Origin of the sequence: Roseateles flavus (assembly GCF_039872765.1) — a bacterium.
Lineage (GTDB): Bacteria > Pseudomonadota > Gammaproteobacteria > Burkholderiales > Burkholderiaceae_C > Roseateles_B > Roseateles_B flavus.
The window spans coordinates 106,559-129,554 of the sequence record NZ_JBDPZC010000005.1 but is presented as its reverse complement, the minus strand read 5'-3'; the positions used below and the strand labels follow the sequence as shown (position 1 = coordinate 129,554).

At 68.2% G+C, this 22,996-nt stretch carries 23 protein-coding genes and 1 tRNA gene; 13 read left to right on the top strand and 11 right to left on the bottom strand.

Going from position 1 to position 22,996, the window contains the following annotated elements; translation table 11 throughout:
* Window positions 1–3 precede the first annotated feature (3 nt).
* The 5 genes from ABDJ40_RS12160 (at window position 4) to ABDJ40_RS12140 (ending at window position 4,344) form a co-directional block, all read left to right on the top strand.
* Window positions 4–1,989 carry an OPT family oligopeptide transporter gene (locus ABDJ40_RS12160; RefSeq protein ID WP_347610026.1) on the top strand — a complete coding sequence of 662 codons (1,986 nt, stop codon included), beginning with the start codon at window positions 4–6 and terminating at the stop codon, window positions 1,987–1,989.
* Window positions 1,990–2,090: 101 nt separating this feature from the next.
* Window positions 2,091–2,167, top strand: a tRNA-Arg gene (locus ABDJ40_RS12155).
* Between the two features lie 100 nt (window positions 2,168–2,267).
* Entirely contained in the window at window positions 2,268–2,765 is a 498-nt protein-coding gene (locus ABDJ40_RS12150; RefSeq protein ID WP_347610024.1) for a YybH family protein, read from the top strand.
* 136 nt (window positions 2,766–2,901) lie between these two features.
* The gene (locus ABDJ40_RS12145) at window positions 2,902–3,849 is read left to right on the top strand and encodes a GGDEF domain-containing protein (protein WP_269632769.1); all 948 of its coding nucleotides are present in this window, start codon (window positions 2,902–2,904) and stop codon (window positions 3,847–3,849) included.
* A gap of 204 nt (window positions 3,850–4,053) precedes the next feature.
* Window positions 4,054–4,344, top strand: a complete 291-nt coding sequence (locus ABDJ40_RS12140; RefSeq protein WP_269632770.1) for a flagellar basal body rod protein — start codon at window positions 4,054–4,056, stop codon at window positions 4,342–4,344.
* A 62-nt stretch (window positions 4,345–4,406) separates the two neighbouring features.
* Here ABDJ40_RS12140 and ABDJ40_RS12135 read toward each other — a convergent pair whose 3' ends face one another.
* The gene (locus ABDJ40_RS12135) at window positions 4,407–5,111 is read right to left on the bottom strand and encodes a glutathione binding-like protein (RefSeq protein ID WP_347610021.1); all 705 of its coding nucleotides are present in this window, start codon (window positions 5,109–5,111) and stop codon (window positions 4,407–4,409) included.
* Window positions 5,112–5,166: 55 nt separating this feature from the next.
* Between ABDJ40_RS12135 and ABDJ40_RS12130 the strand changes: the two genes are divergently transcribed.
* The gene (locus tag ABDJ40_RS12130; RefSeq protein ID WP_347610019.1) at window positions 5,167–5,913 is read left to right on the top strand and encodes a hypothetical protein; all 747 of its coding nucleotides are present in this window, start codon (window positions 5,167–5,169) and stop codon (window positions 5,911–5,913) included.
* A gap of 46 nt (window positions 5,914–5,959) precedes the next feature.
* Here ABDJ40_RS12130 and ABDJ40_RS12125 read toward each other — a convergent pair whose 3' ends face one another.
* Both ABDJ40_RS12125 and ABDJ40_RS12120 read right to left on the bottom strand, forming a co-directional pair.
* On the bottom strand, window positions 5,960–7,036 hold the full coding sequence (locus ABDJ40_RS12125; protein ID WP_269632773.1) for a phosphotransferase: 1,077 nt from the start codon (window positions 7,034–7,036) through the stop codon (window positions 5,960–5,962).
* A gap of 81 nt (window positions 7,037–7,117) precedes the next feature.
* A complete protein-coding gene (locus tag ABDJ40_RS12120; protein WP_269632774.1) occupies window positions 7,118–7,822 on the bottom strand; it encodes a Crp/Fnr family transcriptional regulator in 705 nt (234 codons plus the stop codon).
* Between the two features lie 188 nt (window positions 7,823–8,010).
* On the opposite strand from ABDJ40_RS12120, the gene ABDJ40_RS12115 reads away from it, so the two are divergent.
* On the top strand, window positions 8,011–10,059 hold the full coding sequence (locus tag ABDJ40_RS12115; protein ID WP_347610016.1) for a type IV pilus assembly protein FimV: 2,049 nt from the start codon (window positions 8,011–8,013) through the stop codon (window positions 10,057–10,059).
* 19 nt (window positions 10,060–10,078) lie between these two features.
* Here the strand turns inward: ABDJ40_RS12115 and ABDJ40_RS12110 are convergent, their stop codons facing one another.
* The 5 genes from ABDJ40_RS12110 to lptF are packed head-to-tail and all read right to left on the bottom strand — an operon-like array spanning window position 10,079 to window position 14,850.
* Window positions 10,079–11,242: a pyridoxal phosphate-dependent aminotransferase gene (locus tag ABDJ40_RS12110; RefSeq protein WP_347610014.1), complete on the bottom strand. Its 1,164-nt coding sequence runs from the start codon at window positions 11,240–11,242 to the stop codon at window positions 10,079–10,081.
* Between the two features lie 38 nt (window positions 11,243–11,280).
* The gene (locus ABDJ40_RS12105; protein WP_347610012.1) at window positions 11,281–12,225 is read right to left on the bottom strand and encodes a CysB family HTH-type transcriptional regulator; all 945 of its coding nucleotides are present in this window, start codon (window positions 12,223–12,225) and stop codon (window positions 11,281–11,283) included.
* 15 nt (window positions 12,226–12,240) lie between these two features.
* Window positions 12,241–12,627, bottom strand: coding sequence for a sirohydrochlorin chelatase (locus ABDJ40_RS12100; protein WP_347610010.1), 387 nt, complete (start codon window positions 12,625–12,627; stop codon window positions 12,241–12,243).
* A 7-nt stretch (window positions 12,628–12,634) separates the two neighbouring features.
* A complete protein-coding gene (lptG, locus tag ABDJ40_RS12095) occupies window positions 12,635–13,747 on the bottom strand; it encodes an LPS export ABC transporter permease LptG (protein WP_347610008.1) in 1,113 nt (370 codons plus the stop codon).
* On the bottom strand, window positions 13,744–14,850 hold the full coding sequence (gene lptF / locus ABDJ40_RS12090) for an LPS export ABC transporter permease LptF (RefSeq protein WP_347610006.1): 1,107 nt from the start codon (window positions 14,848–14,850) through the stop codon (window positions 13,744–13,746). Before lptF ends, lptG begins: the two co-directional genes overlap by 4 nt.
* A 28-nt stretch (window positions 14,851–14,878) precedes the next feature.
* Here lptF and ABDJ40_RS12085 point away from each other — a divergent pair, with 28 nt between their 5' ends.
* The 4 genes from ABDJ40_RS12085 (at window position 14,879) to ABDJ40_RS12070 (ending at window position 19,339) form a co-directional block, all read left to right on the top strand.
* Window positions 14,879–16,339, top strand: coding sequence for a leucyl aminopeptidase (locus ABDJ40_RS12085; RefSeq protein ID WP_347610004.1), 1,461 nt, complete (start codon window positions 14,879–14,881; stop codon window positions 16,337–16,339).
* A gap of 69 nt (window positions 16,340–16,408) precedes the next feature.
* Window positions 16,409–16,840 carry a DNA polymerase III subunit chi gene (locus ABDJ40_RS12080; RefSeq protein ID WP_347610002.1) on the top strand — a complete coding sequence of 144 codons (432 nt, stop codon included), beginning with the start codon at window positions 16,409–16,411 and terminating at the stop codon, window positions 16,838–16,840.
* Window positions 16,837–17,922: a hypothetical protein gene (locus ABDJ40_RS12075; protein ID WP_347610000.1), complete on the top strand. Its 1,086-nt coding sequence runs from the start codon at window positions 16,837–16,839 to the stop codon at window positions 17,920–17,922. Before ABDJ40_RS12080 ends, ABDJ40_RS12075 begins: the two co-directional genes overlap by 4 nt.
* Before the next feature lie 274 nt (window positions 17,923–18,196).
* Window positions 18,197–19,339, top strand: a complete 1,143-nt coding sequence (locus ABDJ40_RS12070) for a branched-chain amino acid ABC transporter substrate-binding protein (RefSeq protein ID WP_269632784.1) — start codon at window positions 18,197–18,199, stop codon at window positions 19,337–19,339.
* A gap of 233 nt (window positions 19,340–19,572) precedes the next feature.
* Here the strand turns inward: ABDJ40_RS12070 and lexA are convergent, their stop codons facing one another.
* Window positions 19,573–20,289, bottom strand: coding sequence for a transcriptional repressor LexA (lexA, locus tag ABDJ40_RS12065; protein ID WP_269632785.1), 717 nt, complete (start codon window positions 20,287–20,289; stop codon window positions 19,573–19,575).
* A 103-nt stretch (window positions 20,290–20,392) separates the two neighbouring features.
* Here lexA and ABDJ40_RS12060 point away from each other — a divergent pair, with 103 nt between their 5' ends.
* Window positions 20,393–21,346, top strand: a complete 954-nt coding sequence (locus tag ABDJ40_RS12060; RefSeq protein ID WP_347609997.1) for an asparaginase — start codon at window positions 20,393–20,395, stop codon at window positions 21,344–21,346.
* Window positions 21,347–21,427: 81 nt separating this feature from the next.
* Here ABDJ40_RS12060 and ABDJ40_RS12055 read toward each other — a convergent pair whose 3' ends face one another.
* Entirely contained in the window at window positions 21,428–21,853 is a 426-nt protein-coding gene (locus tag ABDJ40_RS12055) for an organic hydroperoxide resistance protein (RefSeq protein ID WP_347609995.1), read from the bottom strand.
* A gap of 37 nt (window positions 21,854–21,890) precedes the next feature.
* On the bottom strand, window positions 21,891–22,391 hold the full coding sequence (locus ABDJ40_RS12050; protein ID WP_347609993.1) for a MarR family winged helix-turn-helix transcriptional regulator: 501 nt from the start codon (window positions 22,389–22,391) through the stop codon (window positions 21,891–21,893).
* 166 nt (window positions 22,392–22,557) lie between these two features.
* Here ABDJ40_RS12050 and ABDJ40_RS12045 point away from each other — a divergent pair, with 166 nt between their 5' ends.
* Window positions 22,558–22,908 (top strand): DUF1304 domain-containing protein, encoded by a 351-nt coding sequence (locus ABDJ40_RS12045; protein ID WP_347609991.1) that lies wholly within the window; start codon window positions 22,558–22,560, stop codon window positions 22,906–22,908.
* Window positions 22,909–22,996: the final 88 nt, after the last annotated feature.

Here is a 22,996-nt window from a genome sequence, read left to right as displayed (position 1 = left end):
AGCATGGCCATTCAACATCTCAGCGACGAGCAGATTCGCAGCTGGAGCCGGGCAGAGAAAGACGCCTGGTGGTTCAACAACGTCTTCCAGAAGGACATGCCGCAGCTGACGCTGCGCTCCGCACTGACGGGCTTCCTCCTGGGCCTGGTGCTGACGGCGACCGCGCTGTACATCGGTGCCAAGACCGGCGTGGGCATCGGCGTGGGCCTGACCTCGGTGATCCTGGCCTTTGCGCTGTTCAAGTCGCTTTCCAATGCCGGCATGGCCCGCGACTTCAGCGTGCTGGAGAACAACTGCACCCAGTCCATCGCCACCGCGGCGGGTTACACGGTGATGCCGCTGATCGCCGGCCTGCCGGCCTACATGATGATGACCGGCCACATCATCCCCTGGTGGCAGCTGATGGTCTGGCTGATCGTCGTGTCGGTGCTGGGTGTGCTCGTGGCCTTCCCGATGAAGCGTCGCTTCATCAACGAGGACCAGCTGCCTTTCCCTGAAGGCCGTGCCTGCGGCGTGGTGCTGGACTCGCTGTATTCCGGCGATGGCGCCGAAGGGCTGTACAAGGCGCGTCTGCTGGGCAAGGTGGCGGGCATCGCGGCCGTCTACCAGGCGCTGGTCAGCGACGGCTGGATGAAGCTGATCCAGTTCAAGATCCTGCGCATGGACCAGTGGGCCGGCATGAAGGAGCCCTGGTACCTTCACGAGAAGCTGGACCACTACTACTACGCCTGGGCTACCAAGGCTGAGGCCTGGATCCCCAAGATCCTGGGCACCGACCTGCGCGTGCTGGGCCTGCGCCTGACCCTGGACATGGCCATGCTGGGCGTGGGCGGTCTCATGGGCATGGCCGTGGCCACCAGCTGCCTGATCGGTGCGCTGCTGAACTTCGGCGTGCTGGCGCCGTTGATGATCCAGATGGGCGACATCGCGCCGCGCGTGCGCCTGGACGGCTCTGTCGTGCCCCTGGGGCGGACCGAGATCGTCAACCAGTGGTCGCTGTGGTGGGCCGTGACCATGATGGTGGTGGGCGCCCTGGTGGGCCTGCTGGCCAAGCCGGAGCTGATCACCAGCCTCTTCAAGCGCAAGTCCAAGGTCGACAAGGCCAGCGAAGGCCCCGACCTGCTGCGTGACATCGAGATGCCCCTGTGGCTGTCCTACGTTGGCGTGCCCGTGCTGGGCGCCCTCAGCGTGTGGCTGACCCACACCTTCTTCGGCGTGCCCTGGCTGCTGGGCCTGATCTCCCTGCCCCTGATCGTGGTGCTGACCGTGATCTGCGCCAATGCCATGGCCCTGACCTCGTGGACGCCCACGGGCGCGCTGTCCAAGATCACCCAGTTCACGGTGGGTGCCCTGGACCGCAGCAATCCGGCCTCCAACCTGCTGCCGGCGACCATGACCTCGGACATCGCGTCCAATGCCTCCAACCTCCTTTCTGACATCAAGCCCGGCTACATGCTGGGCGGCAAGCCGCGCCACCAGGCCGTGGGCCACATCATCGGCATCCTGGCGGGCACGCTGTCGGCCGTGCCGCTGTTCTTCCTGCTCTTCCTGCCGCCTGACGCCAACGGCGTGCGCAGCGCCGCCACCATCGTCAGCGACCAGTTCGCCTTCCCGGCCGCGCTGCAATGGAAGGGCGTGGCCGAGCTGATCGCCAAGGGCATCAGCCAACTGCCCACCTCCGCGCTGATCTCCATGGCCGTGGCCGCCGTCACTGCCGTGGTCATCGAGGTGCTGCGCATCCGCACGCGCGGCCGCTTCCCGCTGTCCTCGGTCTCCATCGGCCTGGGCGTGGTGCTGCCGCCTGATTCGGTGATCTGCATGTTCATGGGCGCGCTGCTGTTCTGGATCATGCACAAGCGCAACGAGGCCGACCCCAAGAGCGCCGGCTACCGCCGCTGGGTCGAGGGTGCCGAGCCCATCTGTGCCGGCCTCATCTCCGGCGCCGCGCTGATGGGCATCGGCAATGCCCTGCTCAACGTGCTGATCTGAGCCCCCGGGCCGGCGCGAAGGCCGGCCGCGCATGGCACAATTCTGGCCTGCTGATGCACGCCGAGTCGGGAGACTCGGCGTGCATCTCCACATTCAAGTTTCTGCCCGTAGCTCAACTGGATAGAGCAGCTGCCTTCTAAGCAGCAGGTCGGGGGTTCGAGTCCCTCCGGGCAGGCCATTGCGGACATTCCCTGCCCATGACTTCCAGGCGATGCCCCGCCGGCACCTGCCATGGAATGATCGGCGCCTGTCATGAACTCGCTCCCGGGAGTGTGCCCATGAGGCCAGCGACTGCCCCCACCCTGCGTCTTGGCGTCCTGATCGGCCTGATGGCCGCAATCATGCCAGCCCAGGCCGCGCCGCCGGCCTCCGCGGACGCCGAGGTCTGGCGCCGCGAATGCGCTTTTGCCGCCACCATGGCTGACCGCGATTTGCAGGCCTTTGCCAGCTTCGTGTCGGAGCAGGCCCTTTTTCACAGCGGCCCCACGCCGCTGAAGGGCAGGGAGGCCGTCCGCGGGTTCTGGCAGCGTTTCTACGCCGAAGCCGCCGCCCCCTTCAGCTGGTACCCGGACCGGGCCGAGCTGCTGGAGCCGGGCCGGCTGGCACATACCAGCGGGCCTGTCTTTGGGGCCGACGGTGCGCTGATCGGGCGTTTCTATTCGATCTGGCGCAAGGAAGCGGACGGTGAATGGCGTGTGCTGCACGACCACGGCGGCCCGCCCGATGCCAAGGACCGCGAGCGCCACGCCCGTCCCGATCCGGACGCCTGCCGCTGAGGCGGCGGTGTGCCTTCTGCGCAAGCGCAACTGTCCGGCGGAATCGGGCTTCATCGGACTTTCCATCGCCAGGCAAAAGCGTTACACCTGAGGGGTACGCGCCTGCGATCGGGCAGGGCGCCCCAAGGAGAAGCTGATGCACGCCACGAACGAGGCCCAGGCCCCTGGCTCCCCCACGAACGATGCGACCGCCGCCCGCATGCGCGCCCTCATGGTGCGAGCGCCCAGCGCGCTGTGCTTTGTCGACCAGGGCACTTTCCAGGTGGTCAGCGAGCAGTTCAACCACCTGTTCGGCCACGGGGACGACACCGACCTCTGCCAGCAGCCCACACGCGGCATCTTTGTGTCTGACCTGTCCCACCAGGGCCTCATGGAGCGCATGGGCGCAGCCTTCGGTGCGGGGCGGCCGCTGGACGAGGAGATCGAGCACGTGCGCCGCGACGGCTCCCGCTTCTGGGGCCGGCTGCAGGCCACGCCCGTGCACTGGGACAAGCCGGCCGGGGAGGCCTTGTGGATCATCGAGGACGTTACCGCTGCCCGCCAGCTGCGCATGCAACCCACCTGGACGGCCAAGCATGATGTGCTGACCGAGCTGGCCAACCGGCGTGAATTCGAGCGCCGCCTGTCCGAGCATGTGGGCAGCCGCCGCCACGAGCCCGTCTCGGTGCTGTGGGTGGACGTCGACAAGTTCAGCGAAGTCGTGCACGGCATGGGCACCGAGGTGGCCGACCATTTCCTCTACGGACTCGGCCAGATGCTGGTGACCAAGGTGCGGGCCTCGGACCTCGTGGCGCGGCTGGAGAACGACCATTTCGCCGTCCTGCTGCCGGACTGCGACCAGCATTACGCTCAGATCGTCGCCGACAAGGTCCGCTCCTCCATCGCCGCCTACCGCCTGCGCTGGGGCCTGCACCGCACACGGGTCAAGGCCTGCGTGGGTGTGGTGCAGCTGCAGCCGACCCTGGAGACGGTCGATGCCGTGCTGGGCGCGGCGGCCCTGGCCTGCACCGAAGCCAAGGCGGCGGGCGGGGACAGCGTGCGCGTCTACGTGCCGGCCGGCACCTTCGAGGAACTGGCGGGCTGAGCCCCGGCCGCTCCCGACAGAGCCCGCCCCGGCGGGCTTTTTTTCGGGCCTGCGGCCGGTGAAATTCGGCGAAACACCGTGATTTCCTGGGCTGGAGGCGGCCCGCTGCGCCATTTCCTCACTTTTTTTCACCAGGAGGGCTAAAGTTCCGTCGTGATCGGTCGAAAAGGCGGCCAATCACGGTCCATCTTTCGGAGATTCTTCATGGCCATCAGCTTGAGCACGGCGCTTTCCGGCATGTCCGCGGCGAACGAGCGCCTGCGCGCCAGTTCCGAAAACCTGGCCTCCGCAGCCAAGCGCCCGGAGTCCATGGAAGGGCAGGACCAGAAACAGTCCGACACCCTCACGCGCGAGGCGACCAATGCCACGACTTCCGTGCAGGTCGAGAAGGAAATCGTCGAGCAGCGCTCGGCCACCTACGCCTTCGTGGCAAACCTGAAAGTGCTGCAGACCCAGGTGCGGGCCGAAGGCGCGCTGCTGGACATCAAGGCCTGACCCCGGCCTGGCTCAGCGGCTGAGCCTCCCCATTCACGATCCGAGCTACCGGCGGTGGCCGTTCAGCGGCCCGCCCGCCGCGGGCCGCCTGGCTGCTGGCCGAACAGCACCTCGCGCGCCTTGTCGGTGGTGAGGGGCCGGCGCTGGTCGGCCAGCACCTCGAGTCCGCGTTGCACGGCGGGCCTGCGGGCGATTTCGTCGAACCAGCCCTTGAGGTGTGGATAGTCCGACAGCTCCACCCCCTGGTTCTTCCAGGAGCGCAGCCAGGGGAAGACCGCGATGTCCGCGATGCTGTAGTCCTTGCCACCCAGATACGTGCTCGAGGCCAGGCGGCGGTTGATCACGCCGTACAGGCGCTGCGCTTCCTTGGTGTAGCGCTCGATGGCGTAGGGCAGCTTCTCCGGCGCATAGAGCCTGAAGTGATGCGCCTGCCCCAGCATCGGGCCCACCGAGCCCATCTGGAACATCAGCCACTGGAGGACCTCGTACTTGCCGCGCACATCGGCGGGCAGCAGGCGGCCGGTCTTGCCCGCCAGATAGAGCAGAATGGCACCGGACTCGAACAGCGACATCGGCTGGCCGTCGGGCCCGTCGGGGTCGACGATGGCCGGGATCTTGTTGTTGGGGCTGATCTTCAGGAAGTGTTGTTCAAACTGTGCACCGCTGCCGATATCCACTGGAATGACGCGATAAGGCAGGGCACACTCCTCCAGCATGATGTGGACCTTGTGGCCATTGGGCGTTGCCCATGTGTAAACGTCGATCATCGTCGCTCTCCTGTCTGCCGCGATCGCGGTGCCCTTGGATGCACACTGCCTGCCCATGGTAATCAAACAACTTCAGCATTGGTTCGTGGCGCGCGCCAACGCGGCACGCTGGAAACCCATCGCCGACTGGGCGGAGTCGCTCGGCGGTCAGCTGCGGGTCGTGAACGAGGGCCAGGGCTTCATCCTGGACATGCCACCCGGCCGCGCCGGCGGTGCGGTGCGCATCGAGTGGGGGCCCTCGCAGCGGGCCTACATCCCCGGCCATGAGCTGAGGATCCGTTACGAGGCCCGGCTGCACGGTGACCTGCAGATGATGGTGATCGAGCAGCAGCTGATGGAGCAGCTCGAGGGCGCCGTCTTCGAGGCCTACACCGACACCCTGCGCACCCGCGTCGACACCGACACCCCCGAGGAAATGCGCTGGCTGGTGATGTTCCCCAAGCTCACGCAGATCAGCTCCAAGATCGTCCGCGCCCAGTTCGGGGTGCTGGGCATTGCGCGCGAGCTGCTGCATGTGTGGATCGAAGGTCGCTTCAGCGAGGCACTGGCGCGGGTGTCCCAGGACCTGGTGACGCCCGGCCGGCCCTTCGTGCTGATGAGCATGCGCGGCAACCTGTACCTGCGCATGGCCATGGAGGAGCCGCGGCTCAACGACGTGCAGTCCCTCTTCAAGCTCTGCGAGATCGCCGTCGAGGCCGCGGAGCGCGTGAGCCAGGCCCTGGGCGATTCCAGCCCCTGGCCCAGCGTGCCCTCCAGCACCACGATGCACGGCACCCTGCCGGAGCCCGATTCCTCGCAATGAGGGCAGGGCGGCGGGCCTGCACCAGGCCCGGTCCGCCACCCGGCCTTCAGGCCGCCTTCTGCGCGAACTGCCAGGCCAGCTCGGCCAGCGGCCGCGCACCGGCGCCGGCCTCGCGGGCGCGATCGCTGGAGGCCGTGCCATCCTCCACCCGCTTGGCAATGCCCTGCAGGATGGCCGCGATGCGGAACAGGTTGTAGGCCATGTAGAAATTCCAGTCGCGCTGCACGGCGGCCACATCGCTGCGGCCCGTGCGCTCGCAGTAGCGGCGGATGTAGTCGGCCTCGGACGGAATGCCCAGCGCGGCCAGGTCCAGCCCGGCCAGGCCCTGCGCGGCGCCAGCCTTGCGGATGTGCCAGGACATGCAGTGATAGCTGAAGTCGGCCATCGGGTGGCCCAGCGTGGACAGCTCCCAGTCGAGGATGGCCAGCACGCGCGGCTCGGTGGGGTGGAAGACCAGGTTGTCCATGCGGAAGTCGCCATGCACGATGGAGACTTCCGCATCCGAGCGCGCGGCCTCGGGCACGTGCGCGGGGAGCCAGGCGATCAGCGCGTCCATGGCCGGGATGGGCTGGGTCACGGTGGCGAGGTACTGCTTGCTCCAGCGCCCGATCTGCCGCTCGAAATAGCTGCCCGGCTTGCCGTAGTCGGCCAGGCCCACGGTCTCGGGCCGCACGCTGTGCAGGGCGGCGATGACGCGGTTCATCTCGTCATAGAGGGCGCCGCGCTCGGCGGGCGTCATGCCCGGCAGGCCCTGGTCCCACAGCACGCGGCCCTCCACGAACTCCATCAGGTAGAAGGCGCGGCCGATGACGGATTCGTCCTCGCACAGCGCCAGCATGCGCGGCACGGGTACGTCCGTCTGGCCCAGGGCCTGCATGACCTTGAACTCACGCTCGATGGCATGGGCCGAGGGCAGCAGCTTGGCCACCGGCGCCGGCTTGGCCCGCATCACGTAGGTGCCGCCGGGCGTGATCAGCTTGTAGGTGGGGTTGGACTGCCCGCCCTTGAACTGCTCGATCTGCAGCGGGCCGGCAAAGCCGGGCACCTGGGCCTGTGCCCAGGCGGCCAGGCGCTCCGCGTCAATGGCCTGTGAGGGAGGGCGGGTGCCGGTGAATGCGTCCATGAGGGTCCGATCGGAAGGTAAGAAGAGGGGGCAGGCGCCGACCGCAGGCGGTTCGGGCAAGACCTGACCCTCCCTTCCCGATCAGCGCCCCGCGATGGCGAGCAGCTTTTCCTTGCTGAGCACGACAAGGCGCGTGGGTTCCACGCGCACCGCACCATCGCGCTCGAAGCCCTTGAGCTCCTGGTTCACGCGCTGGCGCGAGGCGCCCAGCAGCTGGGCCAGGTCTTCCTGGGCCAGCTGCAGGCCGATGCGGATCTCCTCGCCCTGCGCGATGCCGTAGGAGCGCGCCAGCAGCAGGATCTGCTTGGCCAGGCGCGCCGCGAGCGGCCGCGTGTTGAGGTCCTCCACCGCATCGAACATCAGGCGCAGGCGCCGGCAGTTCAGGCGCAGCAGGGCTTCGTAGAGCTCGGTGTGGTGCTGCAGCAGGTCCTTGAAGTCGGGCTTGCGCACCACCAGCAGGGTGGTCTCGCCATGGGCCGCCGCATCGTGGGTGCGCGGCATGCCGTCGAAGAGGGAGATGTCGCCGAACCAGGTGCCAGGCTCGACATAGGTCAGCGAGACCTGCTTGCCGGCCAGGGACACCGAGCTGATGCGCACGGCGCCCTTGGCGACCCCCACCCATTCCTCGGCGGGTTCGCCCCGGCAGGAGAGCATGGTGCCGTCCGGCACCCGCTTCACCACGGCCCTGGAGAGGATGTCGTTGCGAAGGGGCAGGGACAGCTTGGAAAACCACGAACCCGACTCGATATTGCTGCGTTCGGAAATTGTAAGAACAGTGCTACTCATGCTTTGTCACGGCTGCGACAGCCCCGGTACGACGTGATTCCGGCCTGGACCGGGCGCTCCTGGCCGATTGTCCATGAAGCGTCAACTATTCGTGCAGCGTCGCGGAAACACGGTGCTAGCGTGGCAATTCAGTGCTTGGTCAGCCCGCCGCTGGTGCTAGAGTCTGTTGCAAAGTACTTACAAGTCGCATGCGCCGAACCACGAAGCCCGAGACGTCCGGTCCACGTTGCGCGAGCCCCTGGCTGGCCGCGCTGGGCCTTGGCCTCTCGCTCACGATGCCGGCTGCCGCCTTGAGCGTCGGCGCCCCTCAGACGCATTCGGCGCTGTTTCAGCCGCTGAGGCTGGTGTTCCCGGTGCAGCTGCTGCCTGGCGAGACCCTGCATCCGGAATGCGTGCGGGCGGTGCTGGTCGCGGGGGAGTCACGGCTGGCCTCGGACCAGGTCCAGGTGCAGTTGCTGGGCCGCACGGAAGGCGAGGTCAATGCGGTGCGGGTGAGCAGCCTGGTGCCCATCGACGAACCCATGGTCACGGTCAGCCTGAGCCTGGGCTGCCCGACCCGCTACACACGCCAGTTCACCGCCCTGATTGATCCCCCTTCCGGCAACGCTCGCAGCGACGCGCCGCCTGCCCTGCTGGAAGGCGACGAGCTCTATTCCCCGGCCCTGCGCGCCGCGCTGGCCACCCCGGGCTCCCGCGCCAGTGAGCTGCTGGCGTCCGGCAGGGCCGCGACGGCGCAGGGGGGGGCCGGCACCTCGGCATCGACCGCCGGATCGACGGCATCGCCCGCCGCAGCCCCGACGGACCACGCGGCGGCCACGAAGCCGTCCGCACCGCGCAGCGCCGCGGCGTCGCCGGCCAGGACCAAGCCCAGGGCCGCCTCCAGACTGGATCCGCAGACGCGGGCCGAGCCTCGCGGGGGCACAGCATCGGCGCCTGCAACGCCTGCGCCCCCCCGCCTGCAGCTGGAGGCGCCCGAGGTGCTGTCGGCGGCTCCGGCCGCTGCAGCGGCGTCCGAGGCGGCATCCTCTGCAGGCCAGGAGTCCCAGCAGCGGGTGAAGCAGCTCGAGGCCGAGCTGGCCCGCATGCGCGCCGAGGCGCGCGAGGTGCAGGACACGCTCAAGCAGCTCTCCGCGCAGCTGCGCCAGCCTCAGGGTCATGATCGCAGCTGGCTGCTGATGCTGGCGGGTATCAGCTTGCTGCTGGCGGTGGCCTGCACCTGGCTGTTCATGCAGTTGCAGAGCCTGCGTCGCGCCTCGCATGAGGCGTGGTGGGCCCACATGCCTGAGCCAGACGGCGGGAACGCCGGTCCACGGCCTGCAAGGCGCACCGGCAAGTCCCCGGCCGCCGAAGCCGGGCCCACGCCCACCATCAATGACGGCGCCGGTGCCCTGCAGCCGGTGTCCTCTGCCCATGAGGATGCCGCCGGCCAGGACTTTCTCAACAGCGACCTTCCTTCCATGGATGAGGACACCGAGGCCGCGCCCTTCACCCACACGTCCCCCGAGTCCGACGAGGACGCCGACGCCGTCAGCCTGCAGCTGCTGGACATGCCGCAGGCCAACACCGATCTCCAGCCCCTGCAGGCCCTGCCTGAGCGCTCGGCCGCGGAAGGGGTGAGCGTCGAGGAGCTGATCGACCTGGAGCAGCAGGTCGACTTCTTCATGGTGCTGGGCCAGCAGGAGGCCGCCGTGGAGCTGCTGTCGCAGCGCCTGCACGAGAAGGGCCGCCACACGGCGCTGCCCTACCTCAAGCTGCTGGAGATCCTGCAGCGCCATGGGGACCAGGCCGGCTTCGAGCGCGTGGCCAGCGAGTTCAGCGAGCGTTTCCACGCCCAGGCTCCCGTGTGGAGCGATGACATCGCCGCGGGCGAGGGCCTGCTGGCCTATGCCCAGGCCACCGAGCTGATCGTGCAGAGCTGGCGCGATGCCGCCATGACCATGCAGCTGATCCAGACGCTGCTGGCCCATGGCGACCCGGACGGCCATGCCTTCGACCTGGCGGCCTACCGCGACATCCTGATGCTCTACGCCGTTGCCCGGGACATCTCCGAGCACGAGGTCCGCGGCGAGGACATCGACCTCTTCCTGCCCCTGGACGCCAGCCGTCAGGGCAGCCCCACCTCCATGATGGCGACCATGCCCTTCCAGCGTGCGGGCGGGCCGTCTCCTGCGGCCGGGCCTGTGGACCTGGACCTGGACCTCTCCAAGGACAGCGCAAAGGACAGCGCCCGGGGCTGAGCCCCGGCTGGGCGGTGGCTCAGAGCCGCCGCAGCTTGTCCAGGGCGGACTGCAGGGTCTCGTCCTTCTTGGCGAAGCAGAAGCGGATCAGCCGGTCCTCCCCCGGCTCCGCATAGAAGGCCGACAGCGGGATGGCCGCCACGCCGATCTCCTGCGTGAGCCAGCGGCAGCATTCCTCCGGGGCCATCCCCTCAGCGGCACTCACGCCGCTGTAATCCACGCACTGGAAGTAGGTGCCCTCGCAGGGCAGCAGGCGCAGGCGCGTCAAGGCCAGCCCCTCGCGGAAGCGATCGCGCTTTCGCTGGTAGAAGGCCGGCAGGTCCAGGTAATGGCGCGCTTCACGCAGGTAGTCGGCGAGGCCGTGCTGCATGGGCGTGTTGACCGTGAACACATTGAACTGGTGGATCTTGCGGAACTCGGCCGTCAGGGCCGCGGGCGCGGCCACATAGCCCACCTTCCAGCCGGTCACGTGGTAGGTCTTGCCGAAGCTGCTGACCACGAAGCTGCGCGCCGCAAGGCCTGGAAAGCGGGCCGCGCTCTGGTGCTGCTGGCCGTCGAACACCATGTGCTCGTAGACCTCGTCGCTGATCACCAGCACCTCGGTGCCGGCCAGCAGATCAGACAGGGCCTGGAGGTCCTCGGCCGGCCAGATGCGGCCGCTGGGGTTGTGCGGCGTGTTGATCATCAGGGCCCGCGTGCGCGGCGTCAGGGCGGCGGCGATGGCGGGCAGGTCGGGGCGGTAGCTCTCGGGCTTGAGCTTCACCCGCACCACGCGGCCGCCGGCCAGCTCGATGGCCGGGCCGTAGGCGTCGTAGCAGGGCTCCAGCACGATGACCTCGTCACCCGGATGCACGATGGCCAGCAGCGCGCTCAGCAGGGCCTGGGTGGCGCCGGCGGTGACGGTGATCTCGCGGTCCGAGTCATAGCGATGTCCGTACAGCGCCTCCATCTTGGCCGCGATTGCCTGGCGCAAGGCCGGCACGCCGCTCATCGGCGGGTACTGGTTGTGCCCGGCTCGCATGGCCTGGTGCACGGCCTCGACCAGGGCCGGATCGCAGTCGAAATCCGGGAAGCCCTGGCCCAGGTTGACCGCGCCATGCTGCTGGGCGAGGGCGGACATGATGCTGAAGATCGTGGTGCCCACATGGGGCAGGCGGGACTGGATCGCGGGTGTCTGGCTCATGTCGATGATGGGAGGCGGGCGGCGGCGGTCGCGCCCGGTCAGAGGTCGTAGTCGCTGGCTTCGCCGCTGAGGGCACGCTGCAGCAGGCTGCGGTTGAGGCGGTCGGACAGCAGCTCCGCGAAGGCGTACACGTAGTTGCGCAGGAAGGCTCCGCGCTTGAAGGCGACGCGGGCCGTGTTGAAGCCGAAGACATGCCCCAGCGGCCGCGCCACCAGGTCGCCGCCGGGCGGATCGTCCCGCACCGCCATCTCGGCGACGATGCCCACGCCCATGCCCAGGCGCACATAGGTCTTGATGACGTCGGAGTCGATGGCCTCGAGCACGATGTTCGGGCTCAACCGGCGTGCGGCGAAGGCCTTGTCGATACGCGTGCGGCCCGTGAAGCTGGGGTGGTAGGAGATCAGCGGCTCCTGCGCCAGCTGCTCCAGGCTCGGGCGCTCGACCTGGGCCAGGGGATGCTGGGCCGGCACCACCAGCACATGCTGCCATTCATAGCAGGGCAGGGTGACCAGGTCCTCGAACTCGGCCAGCGATTCCGTGGCGAGGCCCAGATCGGCCGTCTCGTCCAGCAGCATGCGTGCCACCTGCTCGGGGTTGCCCTGGTGCAGGCTCACCTGCACCTGCGGGAACTGCCGCCGCAGCTGGGCCACCGGCGCGGGCAGCACGTAGCGCGCCTGCGTGTGGGTGGTGGCGATGATGAACTTGCCGGCGTCCTGCTTGGAGTACTCCTCGCCGATGCGCTTGAGGTTGTTGACCTCGCGCATGATGATCTCGATGGACTTGAGCACCTGCAGGCCCGGCTCCGTCACGCGGCGCAGGCGCTTGCCGTGGCGCGAGAAGATGTCCACCCCCAGCTCCTCCTCCAGCTCCAGGATGGCCTTGGAGACGCCAGGCTGCGAGGTGAACAGCGCCTTGGCGGTCTCGGTGAGGTTGAGATTGCGGCGCACCGCTTCCTGGACGAACTTGAACTGGTGCAGGTTCACGGCAGGGCTCCGGGGTCAGGTCTTGCTGAGGGGGCCGTCCAGCGGAGCCATGCAGGCCTCAGCCATGGCATCGATGACGCTGGCGATCTCACCCAGCGGTGCCTGGAGCGTCCACTCGATGCGCTCGCCATGCAGGGCGCGCTGCTGATCCACCAGGCCAGGAAGGTCTCGCTGAACATGGCCGCCGCTGCCCAGGAACATGGGCATCACGTGGATGCGGGTGCAGCCCTGGTCGATCAGACTCGCCACGGCGCCGGCGAAGTCGGGCTGCATGAACTCGAGGAAGCCCAGGGCCACCGCCACGCCCGGGCGTTGTTGCGCAATGCGCCGTGCCACGGCCTCGAAGGGGCTGGCCCAGCGCGGGTCGCGGGCGCCGTGGGCAAAGAGGAGAAGTCCATCCATGGGCAGATCAGCGGTAGCGCACCAGCCAGCCGAATGCGGCCAGCGAGATGCAGAGGTAGAGCAGGCTGGGCGCGGATGCCACGGCCCAGGGCGACCATTGCTTGAGCAGGCCCAGGTGGCCGGCCAGGTTGTTCAGCAGCACGAAGCTGATACCGCCCATGATGCCGCCGAAGACCTTGAGGCTGATGCCGCCCGAGCGGCCATGCAGGTAGGCAAAGGGCAGCGCCAGGGCCACCATCACGAAGCAGGCCAGCGGGTAGAGGGCCTTGCGCCAGAACTGGATGTCGTACTGCTGAGCCGACTGCGCCTGGGCCGAGAGGTGCTGCGTGTAGCGGTACAGCTCCAGGGTGGACATCGACCACGGAGGCAGCACGGCCGCGCTCACCACATTGGCGCTGAGGCCGCCATGCCATTCCCATTCGTCCAGATGGCTTTCCCAGACGCGGGCACGCTGCCCTTTCTCTGCGTTGGTCCACTGGCTGCGCTCGACGTCGTACAGGCGCCAGAGCCCGTCCTTGTCGACCTGCGCGCGCTGGGCCTGCGTGCGGCTCAGCAGGCGGCCCTGCGAGTCGAACTCGAACAGGCGCACGCCGCCGAGCTCGCCGCTGACCGTGGCCGACTTGACGTTGATGGAGAAGCTGCGCTCGCCCTCGGGACCGGACTGCCTGTCCTTGAGCCAGACCCCCGGCGTGCCCGCGGCAGCGGCTTCCTTCGGGTCGCGGCGCAGCATCTCGGCCTTCTTCTCCGCCCAGGGCGCCACGTAGTCGCCCACCACGAAGGTGAGGGTCCCGAAGAGGGCGGCCAGCACGGCCAGAAGGCCCAGCGCGCGGCCGGGGCCCAGGCCGCCGGTGCGCAGGATGGTGAATTCGCTGGACTGCGCCATGCGGGCCAGCGAGAAGATGCTGCCGATCAGCACGGCGATGGGGAAGATCTCGTAGAAGTGCGAGGGCATCTCCAGCAGGGCCAGCACGCTGGCCAGCATGGCGCCGCCGCCCAGCTTGCTGGCGCGGCCCAGCTCCTCGATGAAGCCGATGAAGAAGAACAGCGACAGGAAGGCCACGGCCACGAAGATCACGGCGGTGACGATGTCACGGTAGAGCAGTCGGCGGACCGTCCTCATGCGCCCGACTCCTTCAGCTTGCGCGCGCCGCGAGCCATGCAGAAGCGATTGCTGTTGTCCCGCCACCAGAGCAGCAGGAGGGCCAGCACGAAGGCGCTGCCATGCAGGGCCAGCAGGGCGCGGGGCAGGGTGGTGCGCTCGTTGGCCACCCAGGTCTGGGTCAGATTGATCAGGTTGTAGTAGATGATGTAGCTCAGCAGCGCAACTAGCAGGTTCCAGTTGCTGGCACGGCGCGGATTGCTGGCCGACAGGCCGATGCCCAGCAGCACCAGGTTGACGGCGCCCAGTGCCAGGCCCAGGCGCCAGGTGAGCTCGCCCAGGTTGCGCGGCGTGGGCTTGCGCAGCAGGTCCAGTGTCATGGTGGCCTTGGGCGGTAGCTCGGTGTCACCGCGCTCGACCTGCGTGTCCATCAGCACGCGGTAGTGCTCGAAGCGGGAGAGGGTCTTGTCCCCGCTGTCCCTGTCGATCTCGTTGCGCTGGCCCTGCGCGAGCGTCAGGAAGCGGTCATTGCCCTGGAACTCGATCTGACCGCGGTGGGCGGTGGTCACCGATTCCTGCGCCTTCTGCTCGGTCAGGATGAAGACATTGCGGCCCACGCTGCCGTCCTGGCTGTCGCGGTCGATGAAGAACACGCGGCTGCCGTCGCGCGAGGTCTGGAACTGGCCGGGCGAGACACGGGAGAGGTCCGAGCGCTTCTCGTAGCGCTCGCGCAGCTGCTCGCTGTTCTGGTTGCCCCAGGGCCAGACCAGCAGCTGCAGGGCAGCCACGGCCACCAGCACTGGCGCCGTCATGCGCAGCACGGGCTGCACGAAGCGCGACAGGCCCACGCCGCTGGCGAACCAGATGGTCATCTCCGATTCACGGTACATGCGGCCCAGGCAGGCCACGATGGCGATGAACAGCGCGAGGCTGAAGATGATGGGCAGGTAGCCGAGGCTGGTATAGCCCAGCAGCAGCAGGACGTCCTGCGGCGCCACGCTGCCGCCCGCCGCCTGGCCCAGGGTGCGGATCAGCAGATAGGTGAGCACGACGGTCAGGATGACGATCACGGTCACGCCAAAGCTGCGCGCCAGATCCTTCCTCAGGGTGGAATCGAATAACATCCGAGCACTTTACTAATTGCACCGCATTATGGACTTCCGTACTCAGTCTGCGTCCCTGGACGCCCTGGCCGGCATCAATGCCGACGCCCTGATCGTCGTGATCGCCGGTGAGGCCCTGCCGGCCAAGCTGGACAAGGCCGTGGCCGACGCGGCCAAGGACGCCATCAAGCTCGGCGATTTCGAGCTCAAGGCCGGCAAGACCCTGCTGGTGCAGCGCGCCGCCGGCGTGAAGAGCGCCCGCCTGGTGCTGGCCGCCGCCGGCAAGGCCAGCCTCAAGAGCGCCAAGGCCGCCGTGGCCGCCGCGCTGGGCCTGGTCAAGGCCCGCAATGCCGCCCATGCCGCCGTGATCTACCTCGGTTTCGAGGGCATGGACGAGGCCCTGGCCGAGCAGACCGCCCTGGCCGCCGCCGACGCCGTCTACACCTACCGCCACACCAAGCCCAGCGCGCCCGCCGCCTCGGCCCTGAGCAAGCTCACGCTGCTGGCCGACAAGGCCGCGGCCAAGGCCGTGAAGCTGGGTCTGGACCGCGGCCAGGCCATTGCCGCCGGTGTGGAACTCGCCAAGGAATGCGGCAATCGCCCGGGCAACTACGCCACGCCGACCTTCCTGGCCGAGCAGGCCAAGGCCCTGGCCAAGAGCCATGGCATCAAGGTCGAGGTGCTGGACAGGAAGGCCGTCGAGAAGCTGGGCATGGGCTCCTTCCTGTCGGTCGCCCAGGGCTCGGACGAGCCCCTGAAGTTCATTGTCGCCAAGTACGAAGGCGCGCCCAAGACACAGGCGCCCGTGGTGCTGGTAGGCAAGGGCCTGACCTTCGACTCCGGCGGCATCTCGCTGAAGCCGGGTGCCGAGATGGACGAGATGAAGTTCGACATGGGCGGTGCCGCCGGCGTGCTGGGCACCCTGCGCGCCGTGGCCGAGCTCCGCCCCAAGCTGAACCTGGTCGTGCTGATCCCCTCCTGCGAGAACATGCCCAGCGGCAAGGCGCTGAAGCCGGGTGACGTCGTCACGTCCATGGCCGGCCAGACCATCGAAGTGCTGAACACCGATGCCGAAGGCCGCCTGATCCTGTGCGATGCGCTGACCTACGCCGAGCGCTTCAAGCCCGCGGTGGTGGTGGACGTGGCCACCCTGACCGGTGCCTGCGTGATCGCGCTGGGCGCGGTGCGCTCGGGCATGTACGCCAGCGATGACGAACTCGCCGCCCAGCTGATGGCCGCCGGTGAACAGGCCCTGGACCCCTGCTGGCGCTTGCCCCTGGACGAAGAGTACGAGGAAGGCCTCAAGAGCAATTTCGCCGACGTGGCCAATGTGGGTTCGCGCGCCGGTGGCTCCATCACCGCAGCCCTGTTCCTCAAGCGCTTCACCAGCAAGTACCGCTGGGGCCACCTGGACATCGCTGGCACGGCCTGGAAGAGCGGCGGCGCCAAGGGCGGCACCGGCCGGCCCGTGGGCCTGCTGACGCATTTCGTGCTGTCGCACGCCAAGTGAAGCGGAGGAGGCCGGTGGGCATGCTTGGCATCGGCCGGGCCCGGTCCGTAGAGCGCGACGGAGGCCTGCATGGCCGCTGAAGTGAGCTTCTACACGGGTGTCTCCGACCGCCTGCATTTCGCCACCCGCCTGCTGCGCAAGGCCTATGGCAGCGGGGCGCGGGTCCTGGTGCTGGGGCCTGCCTCGCTGCTGTCGCGGCTGGATGCGGCCCTGTGGACGCAGGAGCCCACCGACTTCGTGCCGCACCTGCTGCTGCGCGGTGACGTGGACGAGGCCTTGCTGAAGGCCACGCCCATCGTGCTGGCCGAGCGCCAGGATGCCGCGCCCCATTGCCGCACGGTGCTCAACCTGGGCGCCGACTTCATGGCGGATGTGGCAGCGCTGGATCGCGTGCTGGAGGTGCTGTCGAGCGAGCCGGAGCAGGTCCAGGCCGGCCGCCGCCGCTACAAGGCCTATCGCGAGATGGGTCTGGACATCAAGCATCACGAGGTCAATGCATGAGTTCGACCGGCACCCGCGTGGTGCCCACCCTGACCGAGGTGCTGGATGAGCAGCGCCTCTCCAAGCCCGTCTCGAACCTGAGCACCGAAGCCTGGCCCTCAGGCCGGCGAGGTGACGAGGAGCTGGTGCCCATCAGCCTGGACTGGGGCGACGAGTCCGGGGCCATCGAGGCTGCGGGGCAGCACGCCGATGCTGGCGGTGTGATGACGCCCTGGCAGGTCGTGCAGCCCCGATCGGGCAGCGCGCTGCTGGACGAGACGCCCTTCATCGACCTGTCCATCGACGTCGCCCCCGTGCAGGCGCCTGCCCTGGATGCGCAGGTGCTGGACGTCTTCGCACTGCCCCCTTCGCTCGCCGGAGAGCCGGTGGGCAGCGCCGACGCCGCCTGGCCCGCCGCCGAGCTCGACGCGCCGCCACCGTGGGCTGCCGAGCCAGGCGTGCCTATGCCGCAGGCGGCGGCCGCGCTTATTCCGCCTGTGGGCGATGACGGGGTGGCCGAGGCCGCTGCATCCGCTTCCAGGGCCACGGCGGCGCCAACGGCCCTGGCGGGCGAGGCCCTCGAGGCCAGCGCCCTCGTCGCCGTGGAGCCCGTGGCGCTTGCGCCAGAACTTGCACCTGCACCTGCACCTGCACCGGCTGTCGAGCCTGCGCAGGAAGTTGCCCTGCCGTCGTCGACTGCGGTGCCTGTCGAGGTGCCGGCCTCCGTGCTGAACATGCTGGCCGCAGCCGGTGCTGCTGCGGCGATGGCGCCGATGCCCGCGACCCCGGTGCCCACGAGTGCGGGCCTTGCGGGCACCCCGGCCACCTCCCAGGCCCTGGATCCGGGCATGCATGCGGTCCGCCAGGGCGGCGAGCATGTGCCGGGCATCAGCGAGGAGCGTCTGCAGGCCATCCTCCAGCAGGCCCTGGACCGGCTGCTGCGCGACGAGCTGCCCAGTGCGCTGGTGGAGACGCTGATCCGCCTGTCGCCGCAGCTGTCGGAGTCCCTGATCGAATCGCTGAAGCCCAGCCTGCACCTGCACGTGATGGAGGCGCTCAGCGCCGAGTCCCTGTCATCGCACGAGGGCCGCTCCAAGGCTTGAGCGCGGCGCAGGCGGCATGGAGGCTGCTGCGGCGAGGCCCCGTCCGCGGGCATGCCGCACCGGGCGCGGGCGTGCCCGCACAGGCCCGGTGAAAGCGTGGTCCGAGGTCAACCGAACAGCGGCCAGGGCGTTGGTGTGATCGGCGCAACGCAGACGCGACGCAGGCGGCTTTCCATGCTTTCCCCATAGAGGACGCCTCGGAATTGGAGTATGGTCTGCGGCGTTGAGCAATCGACAACATAACGCTCTCCTTCTTCCAACTCGGAGGTTATTCATGCAAGTCAAGTTGAATGTGGTTGTGGGTGCCGTCGCCCTGATGCTGGGCGGTGCTGCCATGGCTCAAGACCTGGTCGTGAAGATCGGTCACGTCGGTCCCACCAGCGGCGGCATTGCCCACCTGGGCAAGGACAATGAGTTGGGCGCCCGCATGGCCATCGATGAACTGAACGCCAAGGGCGTGACGATCGGTGGCAAGAAGGCCAAGTTCGAACTGCTGGCGGAAGACGACGCCGGCGATCCCAAGCAAGGCACGGCCGCAGCCCAGAAGCTGATGGACTCCAAGGTCAACGGCGTGATCGGTCACCTGAACTCGGGCACCTCCATCCCCGCGTCCAAGGTCTACAGCGATGCCGGTGTGCCGCAGATCAGCCCCTCGGCGACGAACCCCAAGTTCACCCGCAACGGCTACAAGACCGCCTTCCGCGTGGTGGCTGATGACGTGCACCTGGGTGGCACGCTGGGCAAGTACGCCGTGAACCAGCTCAAGGGCAAGGCCATCGCCGTGATCGATGACCGTACCGCTTACGGCCAGGGCGTGGCAGACGAGTTCGAGAAGGGCGTGAAGGCCTCCGGCGGCAAGGTGGTGGGTCGCGAGTTCACCAACGACAAGGCCACGGACTTCAGCTCCATCCTGACCTCGCTGAAGGGCAAGAAGCCCGACGTGATCTTCTTCGGCGGCATGGACGCCGTGGCCGGCCCGATGCTGCGCCAGATGAAGCAGCTGGGGATCGAAGCCAAGTTCATGGGCGGCGACGGCATCTGCTCGGGCGAGCTGCCCAAGCTGTCGGGCGGCACCATGGGTGACGGCCAGGTGGTGTGCGCCGAAGCCGGTGGCGTGGAAGGCGAATCCAAGAAGTCCATGGACGACTTCAAGGCCCGCTTCAAGGACAAGTACAAGGTCGAAGTGCAGATCTACGCACCGTACGTGTACGACGCGCTGAACGTGATGGTCGCCGCCATGGTGAAGGCCGGCTCGGCTGAACCCGCGAAGTACCTGCCGGTGCTGGCCAAGACCGAAGGCTACAAGGGCGTGACGGGCACGATCAGCTTCGACAACAAGGGCGACATCAAGAACGGCGCCCTGACCCTGTACACCTACAAGGGCGGTGCCCGCGAGCAGATCGCGGTCGTGCGCTAAGCATCAGTGCCTCGGCAGGCTCAGGCCTGCCGAGACCTGAAAGTCGAACGCCCACTTCGGTGGGCGTTTTTCATTGGTGGCTCGCCTGGCGAATGAGGGCTGGCAAGACCTGACCCCGTGTCAGGCCTGAACCCGTGTCAGGCCTGCATCGCACAAGACCTGACCCCACGCCAGGCCATGCAGCACAAGGCCACTTTCCGGGCCGCAGACAAGTGCCCCGGCAGGCGCCGGGCTCAGAACTGATTGCGGATCAGCCCCACGGCCAGGCCCTCGATGGCGAAGGGCTCGTCGCCGGTGACGACGATAGGCTGGAAGTCCGGGTTCTCGGGCAGCAAGGTGATGTGCTGGCGCTCCTTGCGGAAGCGCTTGACCGTGACCTCATCGCCGATGCGGGCGACGACGATCTGGCCGTTCTTGGCCTCGGCACATTTCTGCACGGCCAGCAGGTCGCCGTCCATGATGCCGACGTCACGCATGCTCTGGCCGCGCACGCGCAGCAGGTAGTCCGGCTTCCTGGCGAAGAGGCTGGGCTCGACGCTGTACTGCTGTTCGATGTGCTCCTGCGCCAGGATGGGCGCGCCGGCGGCCACGCGGCCCACCAGGGGCAGGGTCAGCTGGGCCAGGCCGGGAATGGGCAATGCAAATTGCGCATCGCTGCTGAGGGAATCGCGCAAGGTTTCCCGCATCGATTCCCTCATTTCGCGGGCCCTGTTGAGCGCCTTCAGCGCGGCCCCCGGCAGGCGAATGCCCCGGGAAGTGCCGCCCACCAGCTCGATCACGCCCTTGCGGGCCAGCGCCTGCAAATGTTCCTCGGCGGCATTGGCGGACTTGAAGCCCAGCTCGGCGGCGATTTCGGCACGGGTGGGCGGAGCGCCGGTTTCCTCGATACTCTGGCGCACCAGATCGAAAATCTGCTGCTGCCGGGCGGTGAGTTTGGGGCTGGCGTCCACGGGCGACCTTTCGGTGATGGGGCTGGCGCTGGCCTCCGGCCCCGGGATTCATGAGATCTGGATATTCATCCAGTGGCTGTATTTTTATCCAGGACCTCGGAAATTGCAAAACAAAGTTGCGGACTTGATCGTCATCCTCGGCACGGGCGGCACCATTGCCGGCAAAGCCGCCCAGGCCAATGACAACGTGGGCTACAAGGCCGGTGAGATCGGCGTCGACGCCCTGGTGGCGGGCGTGCCCGGCCTGTCGGCCTTCAGACTGGAGGCACGGCAGCTCGCCCAGCTGGACAGCAAGGACATGGACTTCCCGACCTGGCGCCGCCTGGCCCTGGCCGTGGAGGCGCAGCTGGCGCGCGAGGAGGTCCGCGGCGTGCTGATCACGCACGGCACGGATACCCTCGAGGAGACCGCCTACTTCCTGCACCGCGTGCTGGCGCCGGGCAAGCCGGTGGTGCTGACCGCCGCCATGCGCCCGGCCACGGCCCTGCAGCTGGACGGGCCCCAGAACATGCTGGATGCGGCCCATCTCCTGAACGATCCGGCGGCCTGCGGGGTGATGGTGTGCGTGGCGGGCCAGGTCTACGGCGCCGACCAGGTCCAGAAGGCCCACAGCTACCGCGTGGACGCCTTCCGCGGCCGCGACGGCACGGTGCTGGCGCAGGTGGAGGAGGGACGGGTGCGCTGGCTCTCGCGGGCCCTGGCGGCTCCGCAGGCCATCGGCAGCGCCTTGCTGCCGGCCGAGGGCGAGGCCTGGCCGCGCGTGGAGATCGTGCTCAACCATGCCCATGCCGACGGCCGCCTGGTGCGGCTGCTGGCGCACGAAGGCGTCGAGGGCCTGGTGGTGGCCGGTACGGGCAATGGCACGCTCAGCACGGCCCTGGAACAGGCCCTGCTGGACGCGCAGGCCGCGGGTATCCAGGTGCTGCGCAGCACGCGCTGCGATGGCGGGCCTGTGGCCGAGAACGGGCGTGGGCTCCCTGCGGCGGGCGGGCTCAGCCCTGTCAAGGCGCGGGTCGAGTTGCTGCTGCGCCTGCTGGGGGAGCCCGCGCAGTCCTGAGTGCAGCACCTGGCTCCGCCGCAGCAATGAAAAGCCGGTCGCAAGGACCGGCTTTTTTCATGGGGTCAGGTCTTGACTGGCTCAGACCAGGGTCAGGCTGACGTCGATATTGCCCCGGGTCGCATTGCTGTAGGGGCAGACCTGGTGGGCCGCGTCCACGAGTGCCTGGGCGGCGGCACGTTCCATGCCGGGCAGGCTGATGCGCATGGCCACCTGGATGCCGAAGCCTTGGGGGATGGGGCCGATGCCGACGTCGCTGGTGATGGAGACATCGTTGGGCACGGCGATCTTCTGCTTGGCGGCCACGGCCTTGATGGCGCCGATGAAGCAGGCGGAATAGCCGGCAGCGAACAGCTGCTCGGGGTTGGTGCCGTCGCCGCCGGCGCCGCCGAGTTCACGGGGCGTGGACAGGTCGATCTTCAGCTTGCCGTCACTGGATTCGGCCGTGCCCTGGCGGCCGCCCGTGGCGGTGGCGGTGGCGGTGTAGAGCACTTTTTCGAGAGCCATGATGAGTCCTTTCGTGGTGAGCCCGAGGGCGGGGGTGTCAGGCAGCGTCCTGGACGCTGCGTTGGAGTTGATTGCGCAAGGCATGCAGGCGCTGGGTGAGGGCAGCCAGCTCGTCCAGCGAGCAGGCGCTGGCGCAGGCCAGGGCTTCGGGAATCTTGCGGGCCGGGGCCTTCAGGGCGCGGCCTTCGCGGGTCAGGCTCAGCAGCACGCGGCGCTCGTCCTGGGCGTCGCGCAGACGCACCAGCAGCCCGGCCTGCTCCATGCGCTTGAGCAGCGGCGTCAGCGTGCCGGAGTCCAGCGAGAGGCGCTCGCCCAGGGCGCTGACGGACTGGCCGTCCTGCTCCCACAGGGCCAGCAGCACCAGGTACTGCGGATAGGTCAATCCCAGCGGCGCCAGCAGGGGCTTGTAGAGCTTGGTCATCGCCAATGAGCTGGAATACAGGGCAAAGCACAGCTGGCTGTCCAGGCGCAGCCACTGGTCACGGGGGTCCGCGGCCTTGCTGGAACTGCTCTTGCGCGAAGTCTTGTTCGATGCCATGGGGTGAACTGTAGACAACAATTAAATTGCACACAATTTAAATGGTCTTTCGATCAAGGCCGTCCAGGATCCGGGAATTCCCGCGTGCTGCAGGTGACACGGCCGGGCGGTGGGCTGTGCAAAGATCGCGCCCCTGATCATCCGCAAGTCGGGAAGGAGCGTTCGCATGCATGCAGTGGCATCCCTGCTGGTGGCCCTGGTGGGCCTGATCCACGTCTACATCCTGGTGCTGGAGATGTTCTGGTGGACGACCCCGAAGGGCCGCAAGGCCTTCGGCCTTACGCCTGAGTTCGCGCAGGCGAGCAAGGTCCTGGCGGCCAACCAGGGCCTCTACAACGGCTTCCTGGCCGCGGGGCTCTTCTGGGGCCTGCTGCGGGCAGACGTGCCCACCCAGGGCTTCTTCCTGGGCTGCGTCTTCGTGGCCGGCCTCTACGGTGCGGCGACGGCCAGCCGCAAGATCCTGTTCATCCAGAGTCTGCCGGCTGCGCTCGCAGGGCTGGCGCTGGCGCTGGCCTGAGCTCGGCCCGGCCCCCGCGCCTTGGGCGCGGGGGCCGGCGGCATCACGGTGTTGCAGCGGTGGACGCATCGCCCTGAGAGGCGGGGCC